The sequence below is a fragment of the Arthrobacter globiformis NBRC 12137 genome (assembly GCF_000238915.1).
GTDB lineage: Bacteria > Actinomycetota > Actinomycetes > Actinomycetales > Micrococcaceae > Arthrobacter > Arthrobacter globiformis.
Map to the genome: position 1 here is coordinate 76128 of NZ_BAEG01000047.1, position 18956 is coordinate 95083.

Here is an 18956-nt window from a genome sequence, read left to right on the forward strand (position 1 = left end):
CGCTGGGGACAAGCCTACTCGTCCGCGCTAGTGCGCGCGCGGGACTTTGAAGTGCGTGAGCCTGGCGTCCTGGCCGTCCAGTTCGGCCCAGGGCTTCTCTGTCTCCAGCACCGTCAGGCCGCTCGTGGGAAAGCGTGTGGCAGCATCCATGTAGGCGTCGTGGTTGGAATCCCGCGACGCCAGGTGCATGGCCAGATCCTGTACGCCGGGCATGTGGGAGATCACCATCAGGGTGGTCACGGTGTCCGGCACGTGGTTGATGACCGCAAGCATGCGCAGCGCAGAGGCGCCGTAGAGGCCGTCCTCAAGTTTCGGCGTCGGGGCCTTCTCACCCAGTTCACTGCACACCCACGTGCATGTCTGCCGTGTCCGCAGGGAACTCGAGCACAGGATGAAATCCGGGACGATGTTGTGCTTGAGCAGCCATTTGCCGGCAAGCGGAGCCTCGCGGTGGCCGCGTTCCTCCAGTGGACGCTCGTGGTCCGCCACCCCGCCCGGCCAGTCGGCCTTGGCGTGGCGCATCAGGACCAGCCGCTTCTTATGGTGCGCACTCATGGACTCACCCTACTATCAGCCGCGGAGGCCAGTGCCCGCTGGCCCCGAACGCGGAAAAGCGGTTTTCTGCGTAGTGCCGCATCGCCGACTGAGGAACGAAGGAGGTGTCTAAGGCACGGCAGAAAGCCGCTTTGGCGCGTCGCTGAAGGACTAGATCGAGTATTCCGGAGCGGCCCAGACAACGACCTCCGGGTGCTCGTAGAAGCGGTAGCCCTGGCCGCGGACCGTGCGCACGGTGTTGGCGAGGCGGCCGAGCTTGGAGCGGAGGCGGCGGATGTGGACGTCGATGGTGCGCTCGTTCGGCACTTCTTCGGCGTTGCGCCACAGGCCCTCGAGCAGTTCGTCACGGCCCACGGTGCGGGTGCCGTTCTCCACGAGGTAGTTGAGCAGTTCGAATTCCTTGAACGTCAGGTTCAGGGATTCGCCGTCGAGGTGCACCTCGCGGCGGGCGAGGTCGATCAGAACACCGGAGGGACGGGGATCCTGGGCCGGCTGCACGCGGGCAGTCTCGGTGCGCTGCCGGGCATTGACGGTGGGGTCACCAAAGGTGGAACGGACCACGTCGAGCGCGGAACCGGGCGCGCTGGCCGGCGCCACAGCGACGGCGGCGTAGCTCTCGGCACCGGTAACCAGAGACTGCGCGTAGGCCCGGATCTCCTGGGCAAGCTTGGCGATCGAGGTGCCGGCGGCAGCCGCGGTTTCCTCGTCGATGCCCATGTACAGGACGAACCCGCGGGCGACGTTTTCGTTCGGCACGGGGCGGACCGGGGCGGTGGCAGCCGGGGCCACAAGAGGTGTGGGCGCGGTCAGCGGCGCGGCTTCGTCAGCCTGCACGGCGCGCAGCTGGCCGTACGAGTTCGGGTTGTAGCCCTGCGGTGCGTAACCCGGTGCCGCGGGAACGGTGTTGGCCGGGCCAGCCGGGGCGAACGCGGGGCGGGCGCCGAATCCCTGGCGCAATCCCTGTGCCTGACCTGCTTTGTTGGCGTTACGGACTGAGATGTGGACGTATCCGGATGCAACTGACATGAATGCTTACCTCAATGTGAATGGCCGTCATCGCGGCTCGAATGCTTGGGTCCCCGCAATGATTCTGGGGAGGGGCGCCCTACGCTGGGCTGGGGGCGAATGCCTAAAAACTTCGTGGGGTGGTGAAAGTTAGGCGTGCATTCGACAACAGCGCATGTCGGCAGCAACGGGTGTGCTGGACCAATATTCTGCGGCTGCAGGTGCTGTTGAGTTCTTGTTCACATTTGAAATGTGTGCACGTAACAATGAAAACTTGCAAGTAACAATGAACGAAAGCGTCCGCATGCTGAGACAAAAAGCTCTTTTGTGTGGTAAATCACAGTTTTGCGGGCGGCTGATTTTTCGTTTTATTTTCCTGAACGGACGGTCGGAAAGCTGCTCCTACAGAATCTTCTTCGATTTTTCCATGAATACGCGCTGAATATTCAATGACATCTGAATTGCCGGAAACCGGCAGCCGCGATACGTCGATTGTCCAGCTATGACGCAGGCGAGGCGAAAGTTTTTTGCTCAAGCGCAGGTAGCGGCTGGGGTCAAATCCGCCGGGACGGGCGGCGGCAGCGCCCGGTTCGACGGGCGCTGCGCCGTTCCGGATTAGTCAGCTGGACTGGCTCGAGCCGCTGGTTCCTGACTGCGTGCTCCCGCCTGACTGTGTGGTGGTCCCGCTTACCTGCACGTTCTCGGCTGCGAATGCCGAGCCATCCTTGCCGGCCACAATCCTGACAGTGGCTCCGGAAACGATGTCAGCCACTGTCAGGTCGCCGGTTGCCGCCTGCTGCCTCCTCTGCAGCAGGTTGCTCACCACCGTGTCGCCGCTGAGTGTGTAGGTGCGCGTGAAGCCGTCGGAACTCTTCACCGTGACCGAACCGGAGGAAACGGCGGAAACGGTGCCGAGCTGCGCCACCTTGGTGACGTACTGCCCGTTCTCCTCGATGACGTATTCCGAGTGGACCGCCGCCGAGACGCCGCTACCCATGCCGCCGAGGCCATTGGGCGCGAAGTCGCCTCCTTGGCCGGGCACGGTTCCGCTGCCCGGGGCCTGCATGCCTCCCGGGCCGCCCATTGACCCGCCGTCCTGTGGCAGGCCACCCTGCGTTCCGCCCTGACTCAGGCCACCCTGCGCCAACCCGCCCTGGGCCCCGGCGGCAGTTCCGCCGGCAGCGGCAGCGTTGCTGCCCAGGCCGTACACGGTGGCCCCGGCGCCTGCCGCCAGAACCGTTGCCGCACCGGCTACTACCAGTCCGCGCTTCATGGTCCAGGGCTTGCCGCCGGCTGCTGGACCTCCGGCTTTTCCGGCCGGCGGCGGCACTCCCCAGCCCGCGCCCCAACCGGCGGCAGCAGCGCCGTCGGCGCCCTCGGCTGGAGCCTGGGCTCCGCCGGCACCCCAGCCCGCATACGGAGGGGTGGCTGCCGGCGGGTTCGCGGCCTGGAAGTCGGGGTCGCCGCCCGTGGCGGCAGGGTTCGGCACGGCGGTATTAGGTGTGGCGGCCTCCGGTGCGGCATGTGAAGCGGCGCTCCGGGAGGAAAACGTGCCCAGGGACATCACCGGTTCGGCCGCGGGTCCCGTTTGGTACGCCTGAGCATCCGGCAGGGGCGCCGGAGGCAGGGGTGTGGTTTCTGGAACAGGTGCGTGCTGCTGTCCGCTCATTGCGATCTCCTTAGGGGTGCGGAAGTGTCCGTTCCAGACTGGAAAGCCTTCCTGTGTTTGGCCTGTGCGGCTCAAGAGCCATGGCTGTGACCTGAAAAATGCCTTCATCGGGCCTTTCAGCTCGCTAGGCTGGGATTCACAGCCGGCGCACAGGGTTGCCAAAGCAGCGGCTAAACACCAGAACGGAGAGTTGTCACATGGCCACTTCGCACTCCATGACCAACAACCTTCCCCAGCTGACCCATCCAGACGGCTCCCCCATCCGCGCGCTTGTGGTTGACGACGAGCCGAGCCTCTCGGAGCTCATGAGCATGGGCCTGCGCATGGCCGGCTGGTCGGTCGCCGTCGCCGCCGACGGCCCCGAGGCCGTGAAACTCGCCAAGGAGTTCCGCCCGGACGTGCTGGTGCTTGACGTGATGCTTCCCGGGTTCGACGGCGTCGAACTCCTGGGCAGGATCCGCGCCTTCGCACCGGAAGTCCCGGCCCTGTTCCTCACCGCCAAGGACGCGGTGCAGGACCGCATCGTGGGCCTCGCCGCGGGCGGCGACGACTATGTCACCAAGCCGTTCAGCATGGAGGAGGTCCTGCTGCGCCTGCACCGGCTGGTCCAGCGCTCCGGAGTGGCCGCCATGGATTCCGCTGAACTTGTGGTGGGCGACCTGGTCCTGAACCTCGACACGCGCGAAGTCACGCGCGCCGGCGACGAGCTGCAGCTGACCGCCACCCAGTTCGAGCTGCTCCGCTATCTCATGGAGAACCCCAAGCGCGTGGTCAGCAAGGCCCAGATCCTGGACCGGGTGTGGAACTACGACTTTGGCGGCCAGGCCAACATCGTCGAGCTGTACATCTCCTACCTGCGCAAGAAGGTGGATGCCGTGCATCCGCCAATGATCCACACGGTCCGCGGCGCGGGCTACGTCATCAAGCCGGCAGAGTAGGCCGTGGCAAACCTTTCCGGTGCAGTCCGTACCCAGCGCCGAAGCTGGCTGAAGCCGGGCACCTGGCATCTCCGCACCCGTCTGGTCCTGGTGGCCATGGCGCTGCTCGTGGCCATCTGCGCTGCGATCGGCCTGTTCAGCTACGCCAGCATGGACTCATTTCTGACACGCCAGCTCGACGAGCAGCTCACCGGGGCCGCTGACAGGGCCCGGGACTTTGGCCGTCCGCCGCCCGGCGCCTCGGGCTACAAACCGGATCCCCTCGAAGGCCGGGGCCAGCGTGTGGGCACTCTTGCGGGCAGGATCCAGGCCGGCCAGGTCACCGCGGGATTCCTGGCCTCCGATGCCACCCGCAAGGCACTCTCCGCGGCAGATAACCAGGTTCTCCTGGATCTGCGCCGCGACGGCGTCCCCGTCGACCGCACCCTGTCCACCGGCGCCTACCGGCTGGTTGCCGCCCAGACACCCTATGGCGACGTCATGGTGACAGGGCTCCCCCTGGCGGACAAGCAGAGCACCCTGACCTCGCTCGTCTGGACCATCACGATTGTCTCGCTGGGCGGACTCGTGCTGATCGGCCTGGCCGGGACGGTGCTCATCCGCCGCACCATGAAACCGCTGGAGCAGCTCTCCGAGGTGGCCACCCAGGTGTCGCGCCTGCCGCTGGACGCCGGTGAGGTGGCACTCGCGGTCCGCGTCCCGCCGTCGAACGCCCATCCGGGAACCGAAGTGGGCAGCGTGGGGCACGCCCTGAACCAGATGCTGGACAACGTCTCCAACGCGCTCGAAGCGCGGCAGGAAAGCGAAATGAAGGTGCGGCAGTTCGTGGCGGACGCCTCCCACGAGCTCCGGACGCCGCTCACCGCCATCCGCGGCTACACCGAGCTGATGCGCATGACCGAAAAGTTCACCCCGGACGGCCAGCGGTCCCTTGCACGCGTGCAGAGCCAGTCGGAACGCATGACCGCCCTGGTGGAGGACCTCCTGCTGCTGGCACGGCTCGACGAAGGCCAGCCGCTCAAGCTCAGCGAGGTTGACCTCACCCAGCTCGTCATCGAGACCGTCAGCGACGAAAAAGTCATGGCGCCGGACCGGGCGTGGCACCTCGACCTTCCCGAGGAACCCGTGTCGGTCCGGGGCGATGCCTCGCAGCTGCACCAGGTTCTCGTGAACCTGCTCTCCAATGCCCGCAAGCACACCCCGCCCGGCACCACGGTGACCACCGGCGTAATGCGGTCGGCCGACGGCAGCGCTGTGATTACGGTCACGGACGACGGCGCCGGCATCCCGCCCGAATTCGTGGACAAGGTGTTCGCTCGCTTCGCCCGCGCAGACGCGTCACGGGCGACTCCGGCGCAGCCGCCCCTGGCGCCGGCATCCGCTGCGGCAAAGGGTTCTGCGGCCGGTGGCGCAACCGCGGGAACGGCCCTCCGTACCGCGGATACACAGGGAGAACCGGGGGTCGCCTCGGCAGAGGGAACGAGCGGCCTGGGCCTGTCCATCGTGCAGTCCATCGTGGAGGCGCACGGCGGCACGGTGGAAGTCACGTCCCGGCCGGGCCGGACGGAGTTTGCCGTCCGACTGCCCATGCAAGGCGCCGCGCCGGCGTCGTGATGTCCGTTACCTAAATGTGACTTAATCAAAAGCCTCCTGTACCGTCGATGGAGTGCGGCCGCCACTAGAGCCGCATGTCCGGATTGACGCCCAGCTCTGCCGCTTCCCGGATTCCGCTAGATCAGGCAGAGGCGGGGGAACCAGAGTCCCGGGCTTTCCGCATCAGCCCTTGGGGTGAAGCCGACACGTGAATTTTCCGTGCGGCCGGATGACCTCATCCGAACCCGACAGCTAACTCCGCAGGTGTTGAGAGGCAATCAACCATGTCTGAATTTAAGACTCAGGCGCGCCCTGAACGCGCCTCCAAGCAGTCCGGCAGCAAAATTTCACGTCATCGGGCCGATCCTGCCCAGCCCAAGACTGCACTTGGCCGTTTCGCCGCAGGCCTTCCTTCCTTCGGACGCCGGGCAGCCGTCCTGACCACTGCGGCCGCTGTGCTCGTTGGCGTCGGCGCCGCAGGCCAGGCGGCCGACCAGGCTGCCCCTTCCGCCGCCGTATCGTCCGTGGCCACCGCTGACAGCGGGCAGACGCTGAGCTTCGACAGGTCGCTGATCTCCGCCCTCCCGGCCCCGTCCGCGGCGTCCATCGCTCCGCAGTCCTCGTCCCAGGATGCCGCCGCAACCAAGGCCGCCGCCGCTGCCAAGACCGCCGCTGCGAAGACCGCCGCTGCGAAAGCGGCTGCGGCAAAGGCCGCCGCCGCCAAGGCGGCTGCTGCTAGGAATGCCGCCGCTGCCAACGCCGCCGCGGTTGCCAAGGCCAACGCCGCGGCCGCTAAGGCTGCTGCGGCCAAGGCCGCCGCTGCCAAGGCTGCCGCCGCTGCCAGGGCCAAGGCTGCAGCACCTGTTGCCCTGAATGATCCCGCCGGCGCCCAGGCCTACGCGGCCAGCAAGCTGGGCTCCTTCGGCTGGTCCGCCGACCAGATGCAGTGCCTGAAGCGGCTCTGGACCAAGGAATCGGAATGGCGCACCACGGCCACCAACGCCAGCAGCGGCGCCTACGGCATCGTCCAGTCGCTGCCTGCCGAAAAGATGGCGACCGCCGGGGCGGACTACCGCACCAACTACCGCACCCAGATCAACTGGGGCCTGGACTACATCAAGGAGCGCTACGGCTCCCCGTGCGGTGCTCTGAACTTCCACCTCGCCCACAACTGGTACTGACCGGTTGCCGCAGCCACGCCGGCTGACGGCGAGCATTTCTGCACCGCTTTAGGGTGACCGCCTAGGTGTGCCAAGGGCCCCCGGATCCGCCAGGATCCGGGGCCCTTCTGCGTCCCTGCTCTTCCTCGCGCAGGCAGAGTGGTGCAGAAATGCAGGCCTCAATGTCCACCGCACCGGCGACAACCACGCAGGGGGCGCAGAAATGCGGCAACCACCGCTGATGATGACGGCCGGTGAACGCCGAGGCCACATCCACAGCCCGTGCACAGCTTCGCCCTAAAACCCTCATAACAGCGGCCGCCACTGTTGATGCATGACCATCACTGACCAGGCCTCAGGAACCCAGCCGCACCCACCTCTGCATACGCCGCCGCACGCGCTCCACGGAACCGGCGCGGCCGGACACGCCCCGGCGCAGACCCTCACCAGGCACACGCGGCGGTCCCCCATCGACATCGCCACCGCGGTACCGGTGCTGGACGTGACCATCCCGGTCTACAACGAGGAACGCGACCTGGAGGAGTGCCTGCGCCGGCTGCACGCTTACCTGCGCGGTATGTTCCCGCACTCGTTCCGCATCACCGTTGCCGACAACGCGAGCACCGACGGCACGCTCAAGGCCGCCGAGCGGGTGGCGCGGGAACTCCGTGAGGTCACCGTGGTGCACCTCGAGGAGAAGGGCCGCGGCAACGCTCTGCGCAAGGTCTGGCTGGCCTCGCCGTCACCTGTCCTGGCCTACATGGACGTGGACCTCTCCACCGACCTGGCCGCGCTGGGCCCGCTCCTGGCGCCTCTCATCTCCGGCCACTCGGACCTGGCCATCGGCACCCGGCTGACCCGCAACTCCCGGGTGGTCCGCGGGCCGAAGCGCGAATTCATCTCCCGCAGCTACAACTTCATGCTGCAGTCCCTGCTGGGCGCACATTTCAGCGATGCGCAGTGCGGTTTCAAGGCCATCCGGGCAGACATCGCCCAGCAGATCCTCCCGCACACCATGGACACCGCCTGGTTCTTCGACACCGAACTGCTGGTCCTCGCGGAACGGTGCGGCCTGCGCGTCCACGAGGTGCCGGTGGACTGGACGGACGACCCCAACTCCAGCGTGGACATCGTCCAGACGGCCCTCGCCGACGTCCGCGGCATGGCCCGGCTCAGTAAAGACATGGTCACCGGCCGCATCCCCGTCGCCGAACTCCGTGCGGCCCTGGCCCGCGGCCCCCTCCCCGCCGCATCACGCAGCCAGGAGCAAAGCCCGGGCAGCAGCCTGTTCGGCCAGCTGGTGCGGTTCGGCACGATCGGCGTGGCATCCACCCTGGCGTATCTCGTTCTCTTCTACCTCTGCCGCAACCTGATGGACCCGCAGCTGGCCAACCTGCTGGCCCTCCTCACCACAGCCGTGGCCAACACCGCTGCGAACCGCCGTTTCACGTTCGGCATCGCCGGCAACAGTGGCGTTGCCCGCCACCATTTCGAGGGGCTGCTGGTTTTCGGGATGGGGCTCGCCCTCACGTCCGGAGCGCTCGCCCTGGTCCACAGCGGCGCACTGCCGGGAGGCACGACGCCGGACCGCTGGCTTGAGCTGGCGACCGTCACCGCCGCGAACCTCGCGGCCACCGCGGTGAAATTCTTGCTGTTCCGTCTGTGGGTTTTCCGACGGCGGCCGGTCCCCGCCAACGCTCCCGCCGATCCTGCCGCCTCCGAGGCATCCCTCCCGCAGGCACCCGTCCCGACCACAGAAACGGCAGAGTCATGAGCACCACTGTCACTCCCCCCAACCAGACGGCAGACCAGACGGAAGTGCGCGAGCCGGCGAAAGCCGCGCCGGCCGCACCCGGCAAGCCCAAAGACACCCCGGCGCGAACCCGCCGGACCGGCAGGGCGTCCCGGCTGCTGCTGGGAAACCAGCCCCGCTGGATCCGCCCCTCGGCGGCGGCGCTGCTGGCGTTCACCGCCGTCCTCTACCTGTGGAACCTCGAAGCCACGGGATACGCCAACTCCTTCTACGCAGCGGCCATCCAGGCAGGCACCAAGGACTGGACGGCGCTGCTGTTCGGCTCCCTCGACGCCGGTAACGCGATCACCGTCGACAAGCCCCCGGCGGCGCTGTGGATTCCCGCCCTCGTGGGCCGGGTCTTCGGCTTCTCGCCGCTGAGCATGCTGGTGCCGCAGGCACTCATGGGCGTGGCCGCCGTCGGACTCCTGTACCTGACGGTCAAGCGCATATCCGGACCCGCGGCGGGACTGCTGGCCGGCGGCGTGCTGGCGCTGACTCCGGTGGCCGCGCTGATGTTCCGGTTCAACAACCCCGACGCGCTGCTCACCCTGTGCCTGGTGCTGGCCGCCTACCTGACCACCCGGGCCATCGAAAAGGCCGGCTGGAGGTGGCTGGCCGCCGCCGGTGCAGTCATCGGCCTGGCCTTCCTGACCAAGATGCTCCAGGGCTTCCTGATCGTTCCCGGCCTCGCACTCGCCTACCTCTGGGCTGCCCCCACGGGCCTCGGCCGGCGTCTGCTGCACCTGCTCGCGGCGGCAGGCGGCATCGTGCTGGTGGCCGGCAGCTACATCGCCTTGTTCCAGCTGACGCCCGCGTCGGCCAGGCCCTACATGGCCGGGTCCGAAACCAACAGCTTCCTCGAACTGACCTTCGGCTACAACGGCCTCGGACGCATCACCGGATCCGAGGGCGGCATGGGCGGCGGCATGCCCGGCGGTGGCGGCGGCATGGGCGGGAACGTCGGCTTCGGCGGAACCGCGGGCATCACCCGGATGTTCGGTGCCAGCTTCGGCGGCGAGGTGTCCTGGCTGCTGCCGTCGGCCCTGATCGTGCTGGGTGCCGGCCTGTGGTTCACCCGACGCGAAGCCCGCACGTCCCGGACCCGTGCGGCTCTGGTCCTCTGGGGCGCCTGGCTGCTGGTCACCGCCGGGATCCTGAGCTTCATGAGCGGCACTGTCCACCCGTACTACGCTGTTGCGCTGGCCCCGGCAATAGCCGCGCTGGTGGGCATCGGGGCCGTGGAGCTGTGGCGGGGCCGCGCCTACTGGCCTGCGCGGATTACGCTGGCCGCCACAGTCCTGGCCGGATCGGTCTGGTCCGCGGTGCTCCTGGGGCGCGACGCCGCGTGGCTGCCCTGGATCAGGGTGGCGGCGGTCATCCTCGGCGTGCTCGCCGCCGCCGCACTGCTGCTCCGGCTCGACTCACTCCGGGTTGTTCCCGCCCGCTTCCGCAGGATGGCAACGGCTACCGTCGTGGCGGTTTCGCTGCTGGCCGGCGGGCTGGGCAGCACGGCCTGGACCTTCGCTACGGCAGCCCAGCCCCACTCCGGGTCGATTCCGACGTCGGGCCCCACGGCCTCCGCAATGGGCGGACCCGGCGGCCAGGGCGGACGCACCGGCTTTGCCGGCCCGGGCACCTCCGGGCCGGGCACCTCCGGCTCGGGGCTGGCGGATGGCGCTGGCCTGGCCCCGGATGGCTCCGGTCTGGCGCCCAACGGCTCAATCGACGGCGGGACTGTTTCCGGCGGTGCAATGGGTCCCGACGGCGCCAGCACGGCGAACTCCCAACTCACCGCGCTGCTCAAGGCCAGCACTGCGAAGTGGTCCGGGATCGTTTCCGGGGCCAGCCAGGCAGCCAGCCTGGAACTCGCCACGGACACCAGCGTGATTGCCCTCGGCGGCTGGAACGGCGGTGACCCCTACCCCACGCTCGCGCAGTTCCAGGAGATGGTGGCCAACGGCGAGATCGGCTACTTCATCTCCGGCGGCGGGATGGGCGGAGGCGGCGGACGCGGCGGAAACTCCGAGGTGGCCACCTGGGTTGCCGCCAACTTCGAGGCCCAGACCGTGGGCAACTCCACCGTCTACAAGCTGACCACCTAGGCAATCATGACCAACACCATTCCCCGTTCAACGGCCGGAAACCCGAACCGCCCTGGCCCGGCGCAGCAATCACAAGCCGGGAAGCCAGGGAACCCGCGGCGGCCACGGATTCTGCAGCAGCTACCGAGGCGGCCATCCCGGGCGGGGCTGCGGCCCCGGCTGGAACTTGCCGGACTCCTGCTCGGCACATCCGTCCTCTACCTGTGGAACCTGGGCGCCTCCGGCTGGGCCAATGCCTTCTACTCGGCGGCGGCCCAGGCCGGGTCGCAGGACTGGACGGCGTGGTTCTTCGGTTCATCCGACTCCGCCAACGCCATCACCGTGGACAAGCCTCCGGCCGCCCTCTGGATCACCGGCCTAACGGTTCGCCTGTTTGGACTGAATTCGTGGAGCATCCTGGTGCCCCAGGCTCTGATGGGCGTGGGTACGGCATGGCTGCTCTATTTGTCCGTGCGGCGCGCCGCCAGGCCCGCCACCGGCGGTGACCGGCTGGCCCACCTCGGCGGCCTGCTGGCCGGCGCGGTGATGGCCCTGACGCCGGTGGCCACCCTGATGTTCCGCTTCAACAACCCCGACGCGCTGCTGGTGCTGCTCATGACGGCGGCCGCCTACGCAGTGCTGCGCTCCATCCAGGACGCCCGCTTCCGCTGGCTTCTGCTGGCAGGCGTGTTCCTGGGCTTCGGGTTCCTGACCAAACAGCTGCAGGTCCTGCTGGTGGTCCCGGGACTGGCAGCGGCTTACCTGCTCGCTGCCCCGGTCCGCTTCGGGAAGCGCCTGCTGCACCTCGCGGGCGCCGCCGCCGCCCTGACGGTGTCAGCCGCGTGGTGGCTGGCCGCCGTCGAGCTCATCCCCGCCGAAAACCGGCCCTACATCGGCGGCTCGCAAACGAACTCCATCCTGGAACTCACGCTCGGGTACAACGGCCTGGGCAGGCTCAACGGCGAGGAAACCGGCAGCGTCGGCGGCGGGAACGGCTGGGGAACACCGGGGCTGCTGCGGCTCTTCAACACCGAGTTCGGCGGGCAGATCGCCTGGCTCCTGCCGTCCGTCCTGATCCTCGGCGGAGCCCTGCTGTGGATCGGCAGGCGGGCCCCGCGGACCGACGCGGTCCGGGCCTCCGTTGTTGCCTGGGGCCTGTGGGTGGTGGTCACCGGGCTCACGTTCAGCTTCATGGCCGGCATCATCCACCCGTACTACATGGTGGCTTTGGCGCCGGGAATCGCCGGCCTGGCCGGGCTGGGCGGCGTCCTGCTCTGGCAGCGCCGGTCCCTGCCGGCCGCGGCGGTACCGCTCGCCGCAGCGGTAGCGGCCGCCGGTGCCATGGCCTTCCAGCTGCTGGGCCGGTCCCCCGCCTACGTCCCGTGGCTCCGCTGGGCGGTGCTGGCCGCCGCGCTGTTGGCTTTGCTGCTGCTGCTCCCGCTCGCACCCGGCGCCGGACGCGGCAGGGCGCTGCGGCGTACGACGGCGGCCGCCTCCCTCGCGGCGGCCCTCGCCGCGCCGCTGGCCTACTCCCTGACCACCGCGGCAACCGCCCATTCCGGCGCGATCGTCAGCGCCGGACCGTCCACGACAGGAGCCCGCGGCAACCTGGCCGGGCTGGGCAACTTTGGCCGGCAGGGCACCCTCGCCGGACCGGGTTCCCTAGCGAATCCGGGCACGGCCAATTCCGGCACCCGGGCACCGGGCGGATTCGGCGGCGGCCGCGGTGGAATGGGCGGCCTCCTGGGCGCCAGCACGCCGTCGGATGCCCTGGTGACTGCGCTGCAGACCGGCGCGGCGAACCACACCTGGGCCGCCGCCGTCGTGGGTTCCAACAATGCGGCCGGCTACCAGCTTGCCGCCGAACTGCCGGTCATGGCCGTCGGAGGCTTCAACGGAACCGATCCCGCCCCCGCGCTGGAGGAGTTCCAGCAGCTCGTGGCGGACGGCAAGATCCACTACTTCATCGGCGGAAGCATGATGCAGGGTGAAACCGGCTCCGACGCCGCGGCGCGCATTTCGGAGTGGGTGGCGGCCAACTTCCAGGCCGAAACCATAGGCGGCGCCACGGTGTACGACCTGTCCTGACGGGTCCGGGCCGCCTGGCCCGTGGACCGTCCAGGCTGCCTACAGCCGCAGGGAGATCGCCCGGCGCCCGTCCTCACCGGTCTCCACCGACGCGGAAACGGCGGTGTAGTCAGGAATGTGCAGCACGCCGTCGGGAAGGACACCGGTGTTCGGGCCCACCGCGACGGTCCGGATGCCGGCGGCGACGCCTGCTGCGATCCCGGCGGGAGCGTCCTCGAACACCACCGCCTCCGAGGGGTCGGCCCCGAGCAGGGACGCGCCGAGCAGGTAGCACTCGGGATGTGGCTTACCCCGGGACACGTCCTCGGAGGTGACAACCGCCGCCGGCATCTCCACCCCCGCCGCAGCCATCCGGACAGTGGCGAGGTCGCGCGACGCCGAGGTCACCAGGGCCACGGCATCGGCGGGCAGGGAGTCGAGCAGCTGCAGCGCGCCCGGAACCGCGACGATGCCGTCGGTCTCGGTCAGTTCCATCTGTCCCAGCTCGGCGGCCAGGGCGTAGATGTCGGCACCCTCAGGAGCGAAGCGGCGGACCGTATCCAGAGCCTGCACGCCGTGCGAGGTGCGCAGGATTTCCGCGATATCAAGGCCGTAGCGTCCGGCAAATTCTGTCCACACTCGCTCCACGATTGCCGTGGAATCCACCAGGGTGCCGTCCATGTCGAACAGGACGGCGCTGGCTGTCAGCGTGACGGTGGCGGATTCGGCAGGAAGACTCATGGCTTCCATCCTGCACTATCCTCGCGGCAAACGTGCACTCCGGAACTCAGCCGTTCGGCCGGTTGGGGAGGTACTGCACCGCCCACTTGTTGCCGTCCGGGTCGGCGAAATAGACGAAGTGGCCCCAGTCCTGGATGTCCACGTCGCTGACGTCCACGCCATTCGCCTTGAGCTGGTCGTGGGCGGCGTTGATGTCGCTCACCACCAGCTGAAGGCTGGGCGCCGTGCCCGGAGGAGCGTCGTTGAGGCCTTCCCCGATGGCGATCGAGCAGCCCGACCCAGGCGGGGTCAGCTGGACGAAGCGGATGCCGTCCATGGGCCGTTCGTCATAGTCGGCGTTGAAACCGACCTTGTTGACGTAGAAGTCCTTGGCGCGGTCCACGTCGGACACGGGTACGAAGACGAGTTCAAGTTTCCAGTCCATGCTGCACAGGCTAGCCGGGGCGCCCCGCGCTTCGGAAGGGGCTTTAGCCGGCGATGCCGTAGAGCCGGTCGCCGGCGTCACCCAGGCCCGGCACAATGTAGGCCTTCTCGTTCAGCTTCTCGTCGATGGAGGCAAGGACGATAGTGACGTTGGCGTCTTTGAGCTCCTCCTCCAGCTTGGCCAGGCCCTCCGGAGCGGCCAGCAGGCAGATGCAGGTGACATCAGCGGCGCCGCGCTTGAACAGGAACTTGATGGCCTCACGCAGCGTGCCGCCGGTGGCGAGCATGGGGTCGAGGACGAAGATCTGGCGGCCCGAAAGGTTGTCCGGCAAGCGCTCTGCGTAGGTGATGATGTCCAGGGTTTCCTCGTCGCGGGCCATGCCCAGGAAGCCCACTTCGGCGGTGGGGACCAGCTTGGTCATGCCCTCGAGCATGCCCAGCCCGGCGCGCAGGATGGGAACCACCAGCGGCGTGGGCTTGGTGAACGCTGTGCCGACCGTGGTGGCGACCGGGGTTTCGATGGTGACCGGCTGGGTGCGGACGTCGCGTGTGGCCTCGTAGGCGAGGAGCGTGACCAGCTCCTCGGTGAGCTGGCGGAAGACCGGCGAGGAGGTGTTCTTATCCCGCAGGACGGTGAGCTTGTGGGCGACCAGCGGATGGTCCACGACGAGTGTGCGCATGGGTCAAAACTATCACCCGGGGCTTGGCTCCCCGCCCCGGGTTCCGGCTCCTCCGCCGGCATCAGGAGACCCCTGGAGGCGCTCCGCCCGCTCGTCTGCGCTGTCCTTCAGATGGGCCGGGTGCTCGAACGTGGGCGCGGGTCCGGCGTGCTCCCGCCGTCGGATGACATGGAAGAGCCTGTGGGCCAGGATCACCACACCCACCCAGGCCGCCCCGATCAACCAGGCTGCCATTACGTCTGTCAGCCAGTGGTGGCCGAGGAACACGCGGCTCAGTCCCATGGCGATGATGAACGCTGCCCCCGCGATGATCATCCACGTCCGCGCCGAGGTCTTCCGGAACTCCAGGCACATGAGGTACACCACGATGCCGATCACCACGGTGGTGTTCAGCGTGTGCCCGCTGGGGAATGACGGCGAGAACTCGAACGGCGGAACGGCGTCGACGTGGTCAGGACGGGTCCGGCCGAGCAGCGTCTTGCCTACGCTGGTAGCGGTGACTGAGACTGCCGCCGCGCCTCCCACCAGGATCAGCGGCCGCCAGCTGCGGCTGACATAGATCAGCCAGGCAACGAGGAGGCTCGCCAGGATGGGCATGCCAATGCCGCCGCCGATGTTCGTGAAGGCCGTCACGGCCGAGTCGAGGCCGGGGTTCCGGTATTCCTTGGCCAGCTGGAGGGCGGGTCTGTCCAGCCCGGAAACGCCGTCCTGGTCGACAACGCTGTTGTATACCTCGGCGCTGAGGAGCGTCAGGACCACCACCAGGAAGCCGCCGATAATGAGGGTGATCCACAGGGCCGCGTAGGGCCCCAGCCACCGGCCGTACTTCTCCGTCAGGGACTTCATCGTTACTCCCGGCACTCGCGTTGTCCGATGCTAAGTATCCTTCGAAACTATCATTGACCCATGGCCCCGGCAGATCCGCAACACTTGGAATGGATGGGCCTTGCCCTCGAAGAAGCCCGGCGGGCCCTGGCCACTGAGGACGTGCCGATTGGCGCCGTCGTGATCGGTCCGGACGGGACGGTCCTGGGTACCGGACGCAACGAGCGTGAGGCCCTCGGTGACCCCACTGCGCACGCCGAAGTGGTGGCCATCCGGAAGGCCGCCGCGCGGCTGCGGGAACGCGCCATGCTCGACGGCGGCAGCGGCGACGGCTGGCGGCTGGAGGACTGCACGCTGGTGGTGACCCTGGAACCGTGCGCCATGTGTGCCGGGGCGATCGTTCTGGCCCGGATCCACCGCGTGGTGTTCGGGGCCTGGGACGAGAAGGCCGGGGCGGCGGGCTCCGTGTTCGACATTCTGCGGGAGCGCCGCCTCAACCACTGGGTGGAGGTCTACGCCGGCGTGCAGGAGGAGGAATGCGGCCTGCTGCTGCGGGACTTCTTCGCAGCCCACCGCACTGCTGGTTAGACGCCTGCCAGTTAGACGGCGGCTGGTCAGACGCCAGCGGCGTCGAGCGCGTCGATCCGCTCCTGCCGGGACGATGGCGAGTCCAGGCTGAAGGAGCGGAAGTCGCCCAGATCCTCCCGGATCCACGCCTCAATCTCGGCGATGCGCTGTTCGACGGCGGGCGTCCGGCCGGCAAAGAGCCAGGCGGCGATCCTTTCCCTGCCGGGATCGTATTGCCAGAGTCCAATGATCGTGCCGCGGTCAAAGATGGGGTGGTCCGGCAGGTCCGCCTGCAGCGCCAGGGTGGTGTTCAGCAGCTTCCGGTCCCGGTCCGCGTCCGCAAACAGGTCACCGGCGTTCCGGCGGTGCAGCACGAGCGAATCGGTGCCTGCCAGCAACTGGATCTGTTCCCCCTCCGGCGGGCTGAAGTCCGCGAGGCGTTCGACGTCGGCCGGCAGCATCCAGAGCACGTCGCCGGCGGCGGTGGGAACCTCCACGGCCCCGACGGCGGCGAGCGCCGCCTTGGTGTCGGTGAGGGTGAAGCCGGTGAACCACTGGGATTGCTTGCTGGTGGCGCCCCCCGTCCAGCCGAGGTAGCGGCGGACCAGTTCCTCGCGGGCGCCTTCCGGGCCGAGCCGGCTGGGCGGAAGGCCCCACGGAGTGTAGGCATAGCGCTGCTGGTCCAGCCGCCCGTTAACCGGAACGCGGCGGATCCGGCCGTCGGCCTGCAGCAGCCCCAGCGCCGTGGGCAGCGTGGTGGCGGCCCCCTTTTTCTTGCCTTCCTCGCCCAGGTTCCGCACCGATTCCCCGAGCTCCTCTTTCAGCTGCCTGGGGTCGAGCGGACTGTCGGCTTCGCCGAGAACGTGCAGGATCTGTTCCTCCAGCAGCGTGATCTCGCCGCGGTCCACACCGAGCCGGGCCAGCACCCGGAAGGCCTCTTCAGCGCTCTTGCCAAGGGTCAGTGCCCAGTCGAAGTCCTCCCGGCCCAGCACGTAGGTGCAGCCGCGGGCGGTGGGCAGTTCGTGGATCCTGAGCTCGCGGACATCCGCGTCCACCTGGTCGCGGCGGATTCCGGCGCGGGCGAAGAGGGTCAGGTACGGATTGGCGCCGCCCACGGACCTGGCCCAGCCCGCCGCGGCGAGCACCTCCTGTGACGTGCGGCCCCCGAGCGTGCCGTCCAGCCCCTGCCGGTGCCAGGCCCAGGCACGGAGAAGCTCCGGGGTGGGGGCCATGGCAGTTTCCAGGGTGGGGGCTGACGGGACGTGGCTGGTCATGCCTCATTCTCCATCAGCAGGCGGTTGCGAGGAATGGCCGCCCTGCGATGCCTCCGGCGCCACGTAGCCGAGTACCCGCCGTGCAGTGGCGTCCCAGCCAGGCAGGCGTTCCCGGCCGGCGAGAGCACGCCGGCGCCATTCGGCACGCAGCGCGGGATCCGTGAGCCAGCTGCGCAACAGGGCCGCCAGCGGCTCCGGCTCCTCCTCCCCCGACGCAACATCTCCGGCATCAACATCCCCTGCGTCACCGAGTTCGACGACGGCGCCGGGCAGGGTGGGCGCACCTTCCGGAGGCCCTGGCGCGGTTTCTGCGCCCAGTCCCAGCGCCTCCACCGCGCCGGTACCGGCCCGGACGATGACCGGCACCCCGCGGGCCACAGACTCGGTGACCGCCATGCCGAAGGCCTCCACCTTGGAGACCAGCAGGCTCAGATCAGCGGCGTGCCACTGCTGCTCGAGCGCCTGCCCCGTCAGTTCGCCGGGCAGCTGCACCCTGCCGCCCAGCCCGTGCCGGTCGACCGCCGCCGCGATCTGGCGGGCGTATTCGGGGTCCGCCGTGGCCGAGCCGACGAGGGCTGCCGTCCACTCCAGATCCTGGAGCCGGGCCAGCGCACCGAGGAGCGTCAGCTGGTCCTTGTTGGGCAGCAGTGCCGCCACGGCAAGCAGGCGCGGCGGCTCGGATCCGCCTGCCACCCGGGCACGCCCGGTTCCGGGCAGCGCAGCGCGGACGCCGGCCAGGCCGTGCCGCCGGGTAATCTCGGCGGCGGCCGAACCGCTGGTGCAGATCACACCGGCAGCCGCCCGGAGTGCCCGGGCTTCCAGGTCCGGGTGCTCGTCCAGGGGCATGTGCAGCAGGACCCACGGCGCCTGCCCGCCGGCGGCGGCCGCCTCCATGGCTTCGGGGGCGCCGGAGGCCACCAGACCGTCAACGATCGTGATGGTGCTGGCCGGCACACCCGCCGGGCCACCTCCAGCGGTTCCCGAACCGAGCAGGCCGGCCAGCCGCCGTCGTTCTTCCTTGCTGCCCACCGGCCACTGGCCGTCGACCGGCTGGATGGTTACCCCGACTCCCAGTTGCTCAAGGCCCTGCGCCAGTGCGGCGTTGTAGACGTTGCCGCCGGAGTTATGGCGGATGTTCGCAGGAACCAGGAGCCGGATGGCTGGCAGGGGCAGCATGTCGGCCTTAGTCGCGGTCGAACTCGAGCGCATAGCTCGCCCAGGCATCGGGGTTTTCGCGCAGCGTGACGTCCAGGCCGGCGAGTTCCCGGCCGTCAGTGTCCTCCCGCAGCCGATCCGCGACGGCGCCGGCAATGTACTGCGCCAGCGCCTCGGTGGTGCTCAATTTCCCGGCGAAGTCCGGGTGGTCGTCCAGGTTGCGGTAGTTGAGCCCGGCCAGCACCTCCTCGATCATGCTGCCGGCGGCGCCGATGTCCAGCACGATCGCGTCCTCGTTGAGGGCACGACGGCGGAACGTCACCTCCGCCACGAAGGTCGCCCCGTGCAGGCCCTGGGCAGGCCCGAACGCCTCCCGGGGAAGGCTGTGGGCGATCATGAAGTGGCGGCGAACGGTCAGGCTGAACAAT

At 68.7% G+C, this 18956-nt stretch carries 18 protein-coding genes and 1 riboswitch; of the genes, 8 read left to right on the plus strand and 10 right to left on the minus strand.

The window, feature by feature from the left end:
- Positions 1-27 precede the first annotated feature (27 nt).
- Entirely contained in the window at positions 28-555 is a 528-nt protein-coding gene (locus ARGLB_RS08760) for a SixA phosphatase family protein (RefSeq protein WP_003801267.1), read from the minus strand.
- A gap of 150 nt (positions 556-705) precedes the next feature.
- Positions 706-1581: a winged helix-turn-helix domain-containing protein gene (locus ARGLB_RS08765; RefSeq protein ID WP_003801270.1), complete on the minus strand. Its 876-nt coding sequence runs from the start codon at positions 1579-1581 to the stop codon at positions 706-708.
- Positions 1582-1735: 154 nt separating this feature from the next.
- Here ARGLB_RS08765 and ARGLB_RS23230 point away from each other — a divergent pair, with 154 nt between their 5' ends.
- Complete coding sequence (locus ARGLB_RS23230) at positions 1736-2002, plus strand: hypothetical protein (protein ID WP_139023302.1); 267 nt, start codon at positions 1736-1738, stop codon at positions 2000-2002.
- Positions 2003-2179: 177 nt separating this feature from the next.
- Here ARGLB_RS23230 and ARGLB_RS08770 read toward each other — a convergent pair whose 3' ends face one another.
- Positions 2180-3229 (minus strand): hypothetical protein, encoded by a 1050-nt coding sequence (locus ARGLB_RS08770; protein ID WP_003801274.1) that lies wholly within the window; start codon positions 3227-3229, stop codon positions 2180-2182.
- Between the two features lie 197 nt (positions 3230-3426).
- Here ARGLB_RS08770 and ARGLB_RS08775 point away from each other — a divergent pair, with 197 nt between their 5' ends.
- From ARGLB_RS08775 to ARGLB_RS08800, 6 genes are all read left to right on the plus strand, one after another.
- Positions 3427-4167, plus strand: a complete 741-nt coding sequence (locus ARGLB_RS08775) for a response regulator transcription factor (RefSeq protein ID WP_003801275.1) — start codon at positions 3427-3429, stop codon at positions 4165-4167.
- A 3-nt stretch (positions 4168-4170) separates the two neighbouring features.
- Positions 4171-5781, plus strand: coding sequence for a sensor histidine kinase (locus ARGLB_RS08780; protein WP_003801277.1), 1611 nt, complete (start codon positions 4171-4173; stop codon positions 5779-5781).
- 94 nt (positions 5782-5875) lie between these two features.
- Positions 5876-6039, plus strand: a riboswitch (cyclic di-AMP (ydaO/yuaA leader).
- 5 nt (positions 6040-6044) lie between these two features.
- Entirely contained in the window at positions 6045-6941 is an 897-nt protein-coding gene (locus ARGLB_RS08785) for an aggregation-promoting factor C-terminal-like domain-containing protein (RefSeq protein WP_003801279.1), read from the plus strand.
- A gap of 313 nt (positions 6942-7254) precedes the next feature.
- On the plus strand, positions 7255-8694 hold the full coding sequence (locus tag ARGLB_RS08790) for a bifunctional glycosyltransferase family 2/GtrA family protein (protein ID WP_003801281.1): 1440 nt from the start codon (positions 7255-7257) through the stop codon (positions 8692-8694).
- A complete protein-coding gene (locus tag ARGLB_RS08795; RefSeq protein ID WP_003801282.1) occupies positions 8691-10817 on the plus strand; it encodes an ArnT family glycosyltransferase in 2127 nt (708 codons plus the stop codon). The genes ARGLB_RS08790 and ARGLB_RS08795 overlap by 4 nt, the downstream gene beginning before the upstream one ends.
- Positions 10818-10823: 6 nt before the next feature.
- Complete coding sequence (locus ARGLB_RS08800) at positions 10824-12884, plus strand: ArnT family glycosyltransferase (protein WP_003801284.1); 2061 nt, start codon at positions 10824-10826, stop codon at positions 12882-12884.
- Positions 12885-12923: 39 nt separating this feature from the next.
- On the opposite strand, the gene ARGLB_RS08805 is transcribed toward ARGLB_RS08800, so the two are convergent.
- Genes ARGLB_RS08805 through ARGLB_RS08820 form a run of 4 tightly spaced genes read right to left on the minus strand, consistent with a single transcriptional unit; the run spans position 12924 to position 15553 of the window.
- Entirely contained in the window at positions 12924-13604 is a 681-nt protein-coding gene (locus ARGLB_RS08805) for an HAD-IA family hydrolase (protein WP_043418550.1), read from the minus strand.
- Positions 13605-13650: 46 nt separating this feature from the next.
- Positions 13651-14028 (minus strand): VOC family protein, encoded by a 378-nt coding sequence (locus ARGLB_RS08810; RefSeq protein ID WP_043418505.1) that lies wholly within the window; start codon positions 14026-14028, stop codon positions 13651-13653.
- 43 nt (positions 14029-14071) lie between these two features.
- Positions 14072-14707, minus strand: coding sequence for a uracil phosphoribosyltransferase (gene upp, locus ARGLB_RS08815; protein ID WP_003801288.1), 636 nt, complete (start codon positions 14705-14707; stop codon positions 14072-14074).
- A 12-nt stretch (positions 14708-14719) separates the two neighbouring features.
- Entirely contained in the window at positions 14720-15553 is an 834-nt protein-coding gene (locus tag ARGLB_RS08820; protein ID WP_003801289.1) for a phosphatase PAP2 family protein, read from the minus strand.
- Between the two features lie 60 nt (positions 15554-15613).
- Here ARGLB_RS08820 and ARGLB_RS08825 point away from each other — a divergent pair, with 60 nt between their 5' ends.
- A complete protein-coding gene (locus ARGLB_RS08825; protein WP_003801292.1) occupies positions 15614-16120 on the plus strand; it encodes a nucleoside deaminase in 507 nt (168 codons plus the stop codon).
- Positions 16121-16146: 26 nt separating this feature from the next.
- Here ARGLB_RS08825 and ARGLB_RS08830 read toward each other — a convergent pair whose 3' ends face one another.
- Genes ARGLB_RS08830 through ARGLB_RS08840 form a run of 3 tightly spaced genes read right to left on the minus strand, consistent with a single transcriptional unit; the run spans position 16147 to position 18955 of the window.
- Positions 16147-17373 carry a DNA glycosylase AlkZ-like family protein gene (locus tag ARGLB_RS08830; RefSeq protein ID WP_003801294.1) on the minus strand — a complete coding sequence of 409 codons (1227 nt, stop codon included), beginning with the start codon at positions 17371-17373 and terminating at the stop codon, positions 16147-16149.
- A gap of 3 nt (positions 17374-17376) precedes the next feature.
- Positions 17377-18549 carry a glycosyltransferase family 4 protein gene (locus tag ARGLB_RS08835; RefSeq protein WP_003801295.1) on the minus strand — a complete coding sequence of 391 codons (1173 nt, stop codon included), beginning with the start codon at positions 18547-18549 and terminating at the stop codon, positions 17377-17379.
- 7 nt (positions 18550-18556) lie between these two features.
- Entirely contained in the window at positions 18557-18955 is a 399-nt protein-coding gene (locus tag ARGLB_RS08840) for a 6-pyruvoyl trahydropterin synthase family protein (protein WP_003801297.1), read from the minus strand.
- Position 18956 lies beyond the last annotated feature (1 nt).

What these genes read in the sequence shown, in the direction of transcription:
- ARGLB_RS08760 (WP_003801267.1), bottom strand. Translation starts at nt 555, where the DNA reads ATGAGTGCGCACCATAAGAAGCGGCTGGTCCTGATGCGCCACGCCAAG.
- ARGLB_RS08765 (WP_003801270.1), bottom strand. Translation starts at nt 1,581, where the DNA reads ATGTCAGTTGCATCCGGATACGTCCACATCTCAGTCCGTAACGCCAAC.
- ARGLB_RS23230 (WP_139023302.1), top strand. Translation starts at nt 1,736, where the DNA reads ATGTCGGCAGCAACGGGTGTGCTGGACCAATATTCTGCGGCTGCAGGT.
- ARGLB_RS08770 (WP_003801274.1), bottom strand. Translation starts at nt 3,229, where the DNA reads ATGAGCGGACAGCAGCACGCACCTGTTCCAGAAACCACACCCCTGCCT.
- ARGLB_RS08775 (WP_003801275.1), top strand. Translation starts at nt 3,427, where the DNA reads ATGGCCACTTCGCACTCCATGACCAACAACCTTCCCCAGCTGACCCAT.
- ARGLB_RS08785 (WP_003801279.1), top strand. Translation starts at nt 6,045, where the DNA reads ATGTCTGAATTTAAGACTCAGGCGCGCCCTGAACGCGCCTCCAAGCAG.
- ARGLB_RS08790 (WP_003801281.1), top strand. Translation starts at nt 7,255, where the DNA reads ATGACCATCACTGACCAGGCCTCAGGAACCCAGCCGCACCCACCTCTG.
- ARGLB_RS08795 (WP_003801282.1), top strand. Translation starts at nt 8,691, where the DNA reads ATGAGCACCACTGTCACTCCCCCCAACCAGACGGCAGACCAGACGGAA.
- ARGLB_RS08800 (WP_003801284.1), top strand. Translation starts at nt 10,824, where the DNA reads ATGACCAACACCATTCCCCGTTCAACGGCCGGAAACCCGAACCGCCCT.
- ARGLB_RS08805 (WP_043418550.1), bottom strand. Translation starts at nt 13,604, where the DNA reads ATGAGTCTTCCTGCCGAATCCGCCACCGTCACGCTGACAGCCAGCGCC.
- ARGLB_RS08810 (WP_043418505.1), bottom strand. Translation starts at nt 14,028, where the DNA reads ATGGACTGGAAACTTGAACTCGTCTTCGTACCCGTGTCCGACGTGGAC.
- upp (WP_003801288.1), bottom strand. Translation starts at nt 14,707, where the DNA reads ATGCGCACACTCGTCGTGGACCATCCGCTGGTCGCCCACAAGCTCACC.
- ARGLB_RS08820 (WP_003801289.1), bottom strand. Translation starts at nt 15,553, where the DNA reads ATGAAGTCCCTGACGGAGAAGTACGGCCGGTGGCTGGGGCCCTACGCG.
- ARGLB_RS08825 (WP_003801292.1), top strand. Translation starts at nt 15,614, where the DNA reads ATGGCCCCGGCAGATCCGCAACACTTGGAATGGATGGGCCTTGCCCTC.
- ARGLB_RS08830 (WP_003801294.1), bottom strand. Translation starts at nt 17,373, where the DNA reads ATGACCAGCCACGTCCCGTCAGCCCCCACCCTGGAAACTGCCATGGCC.
- ARGLB_RS08835 (WP_003801295.1), bottom strand. Translation starts at nt 18,549, where the DNA reads ATGCTGCCCCTGCCAGCCATCCGGCTCCTGGTTCCTGCGAACATCCGC.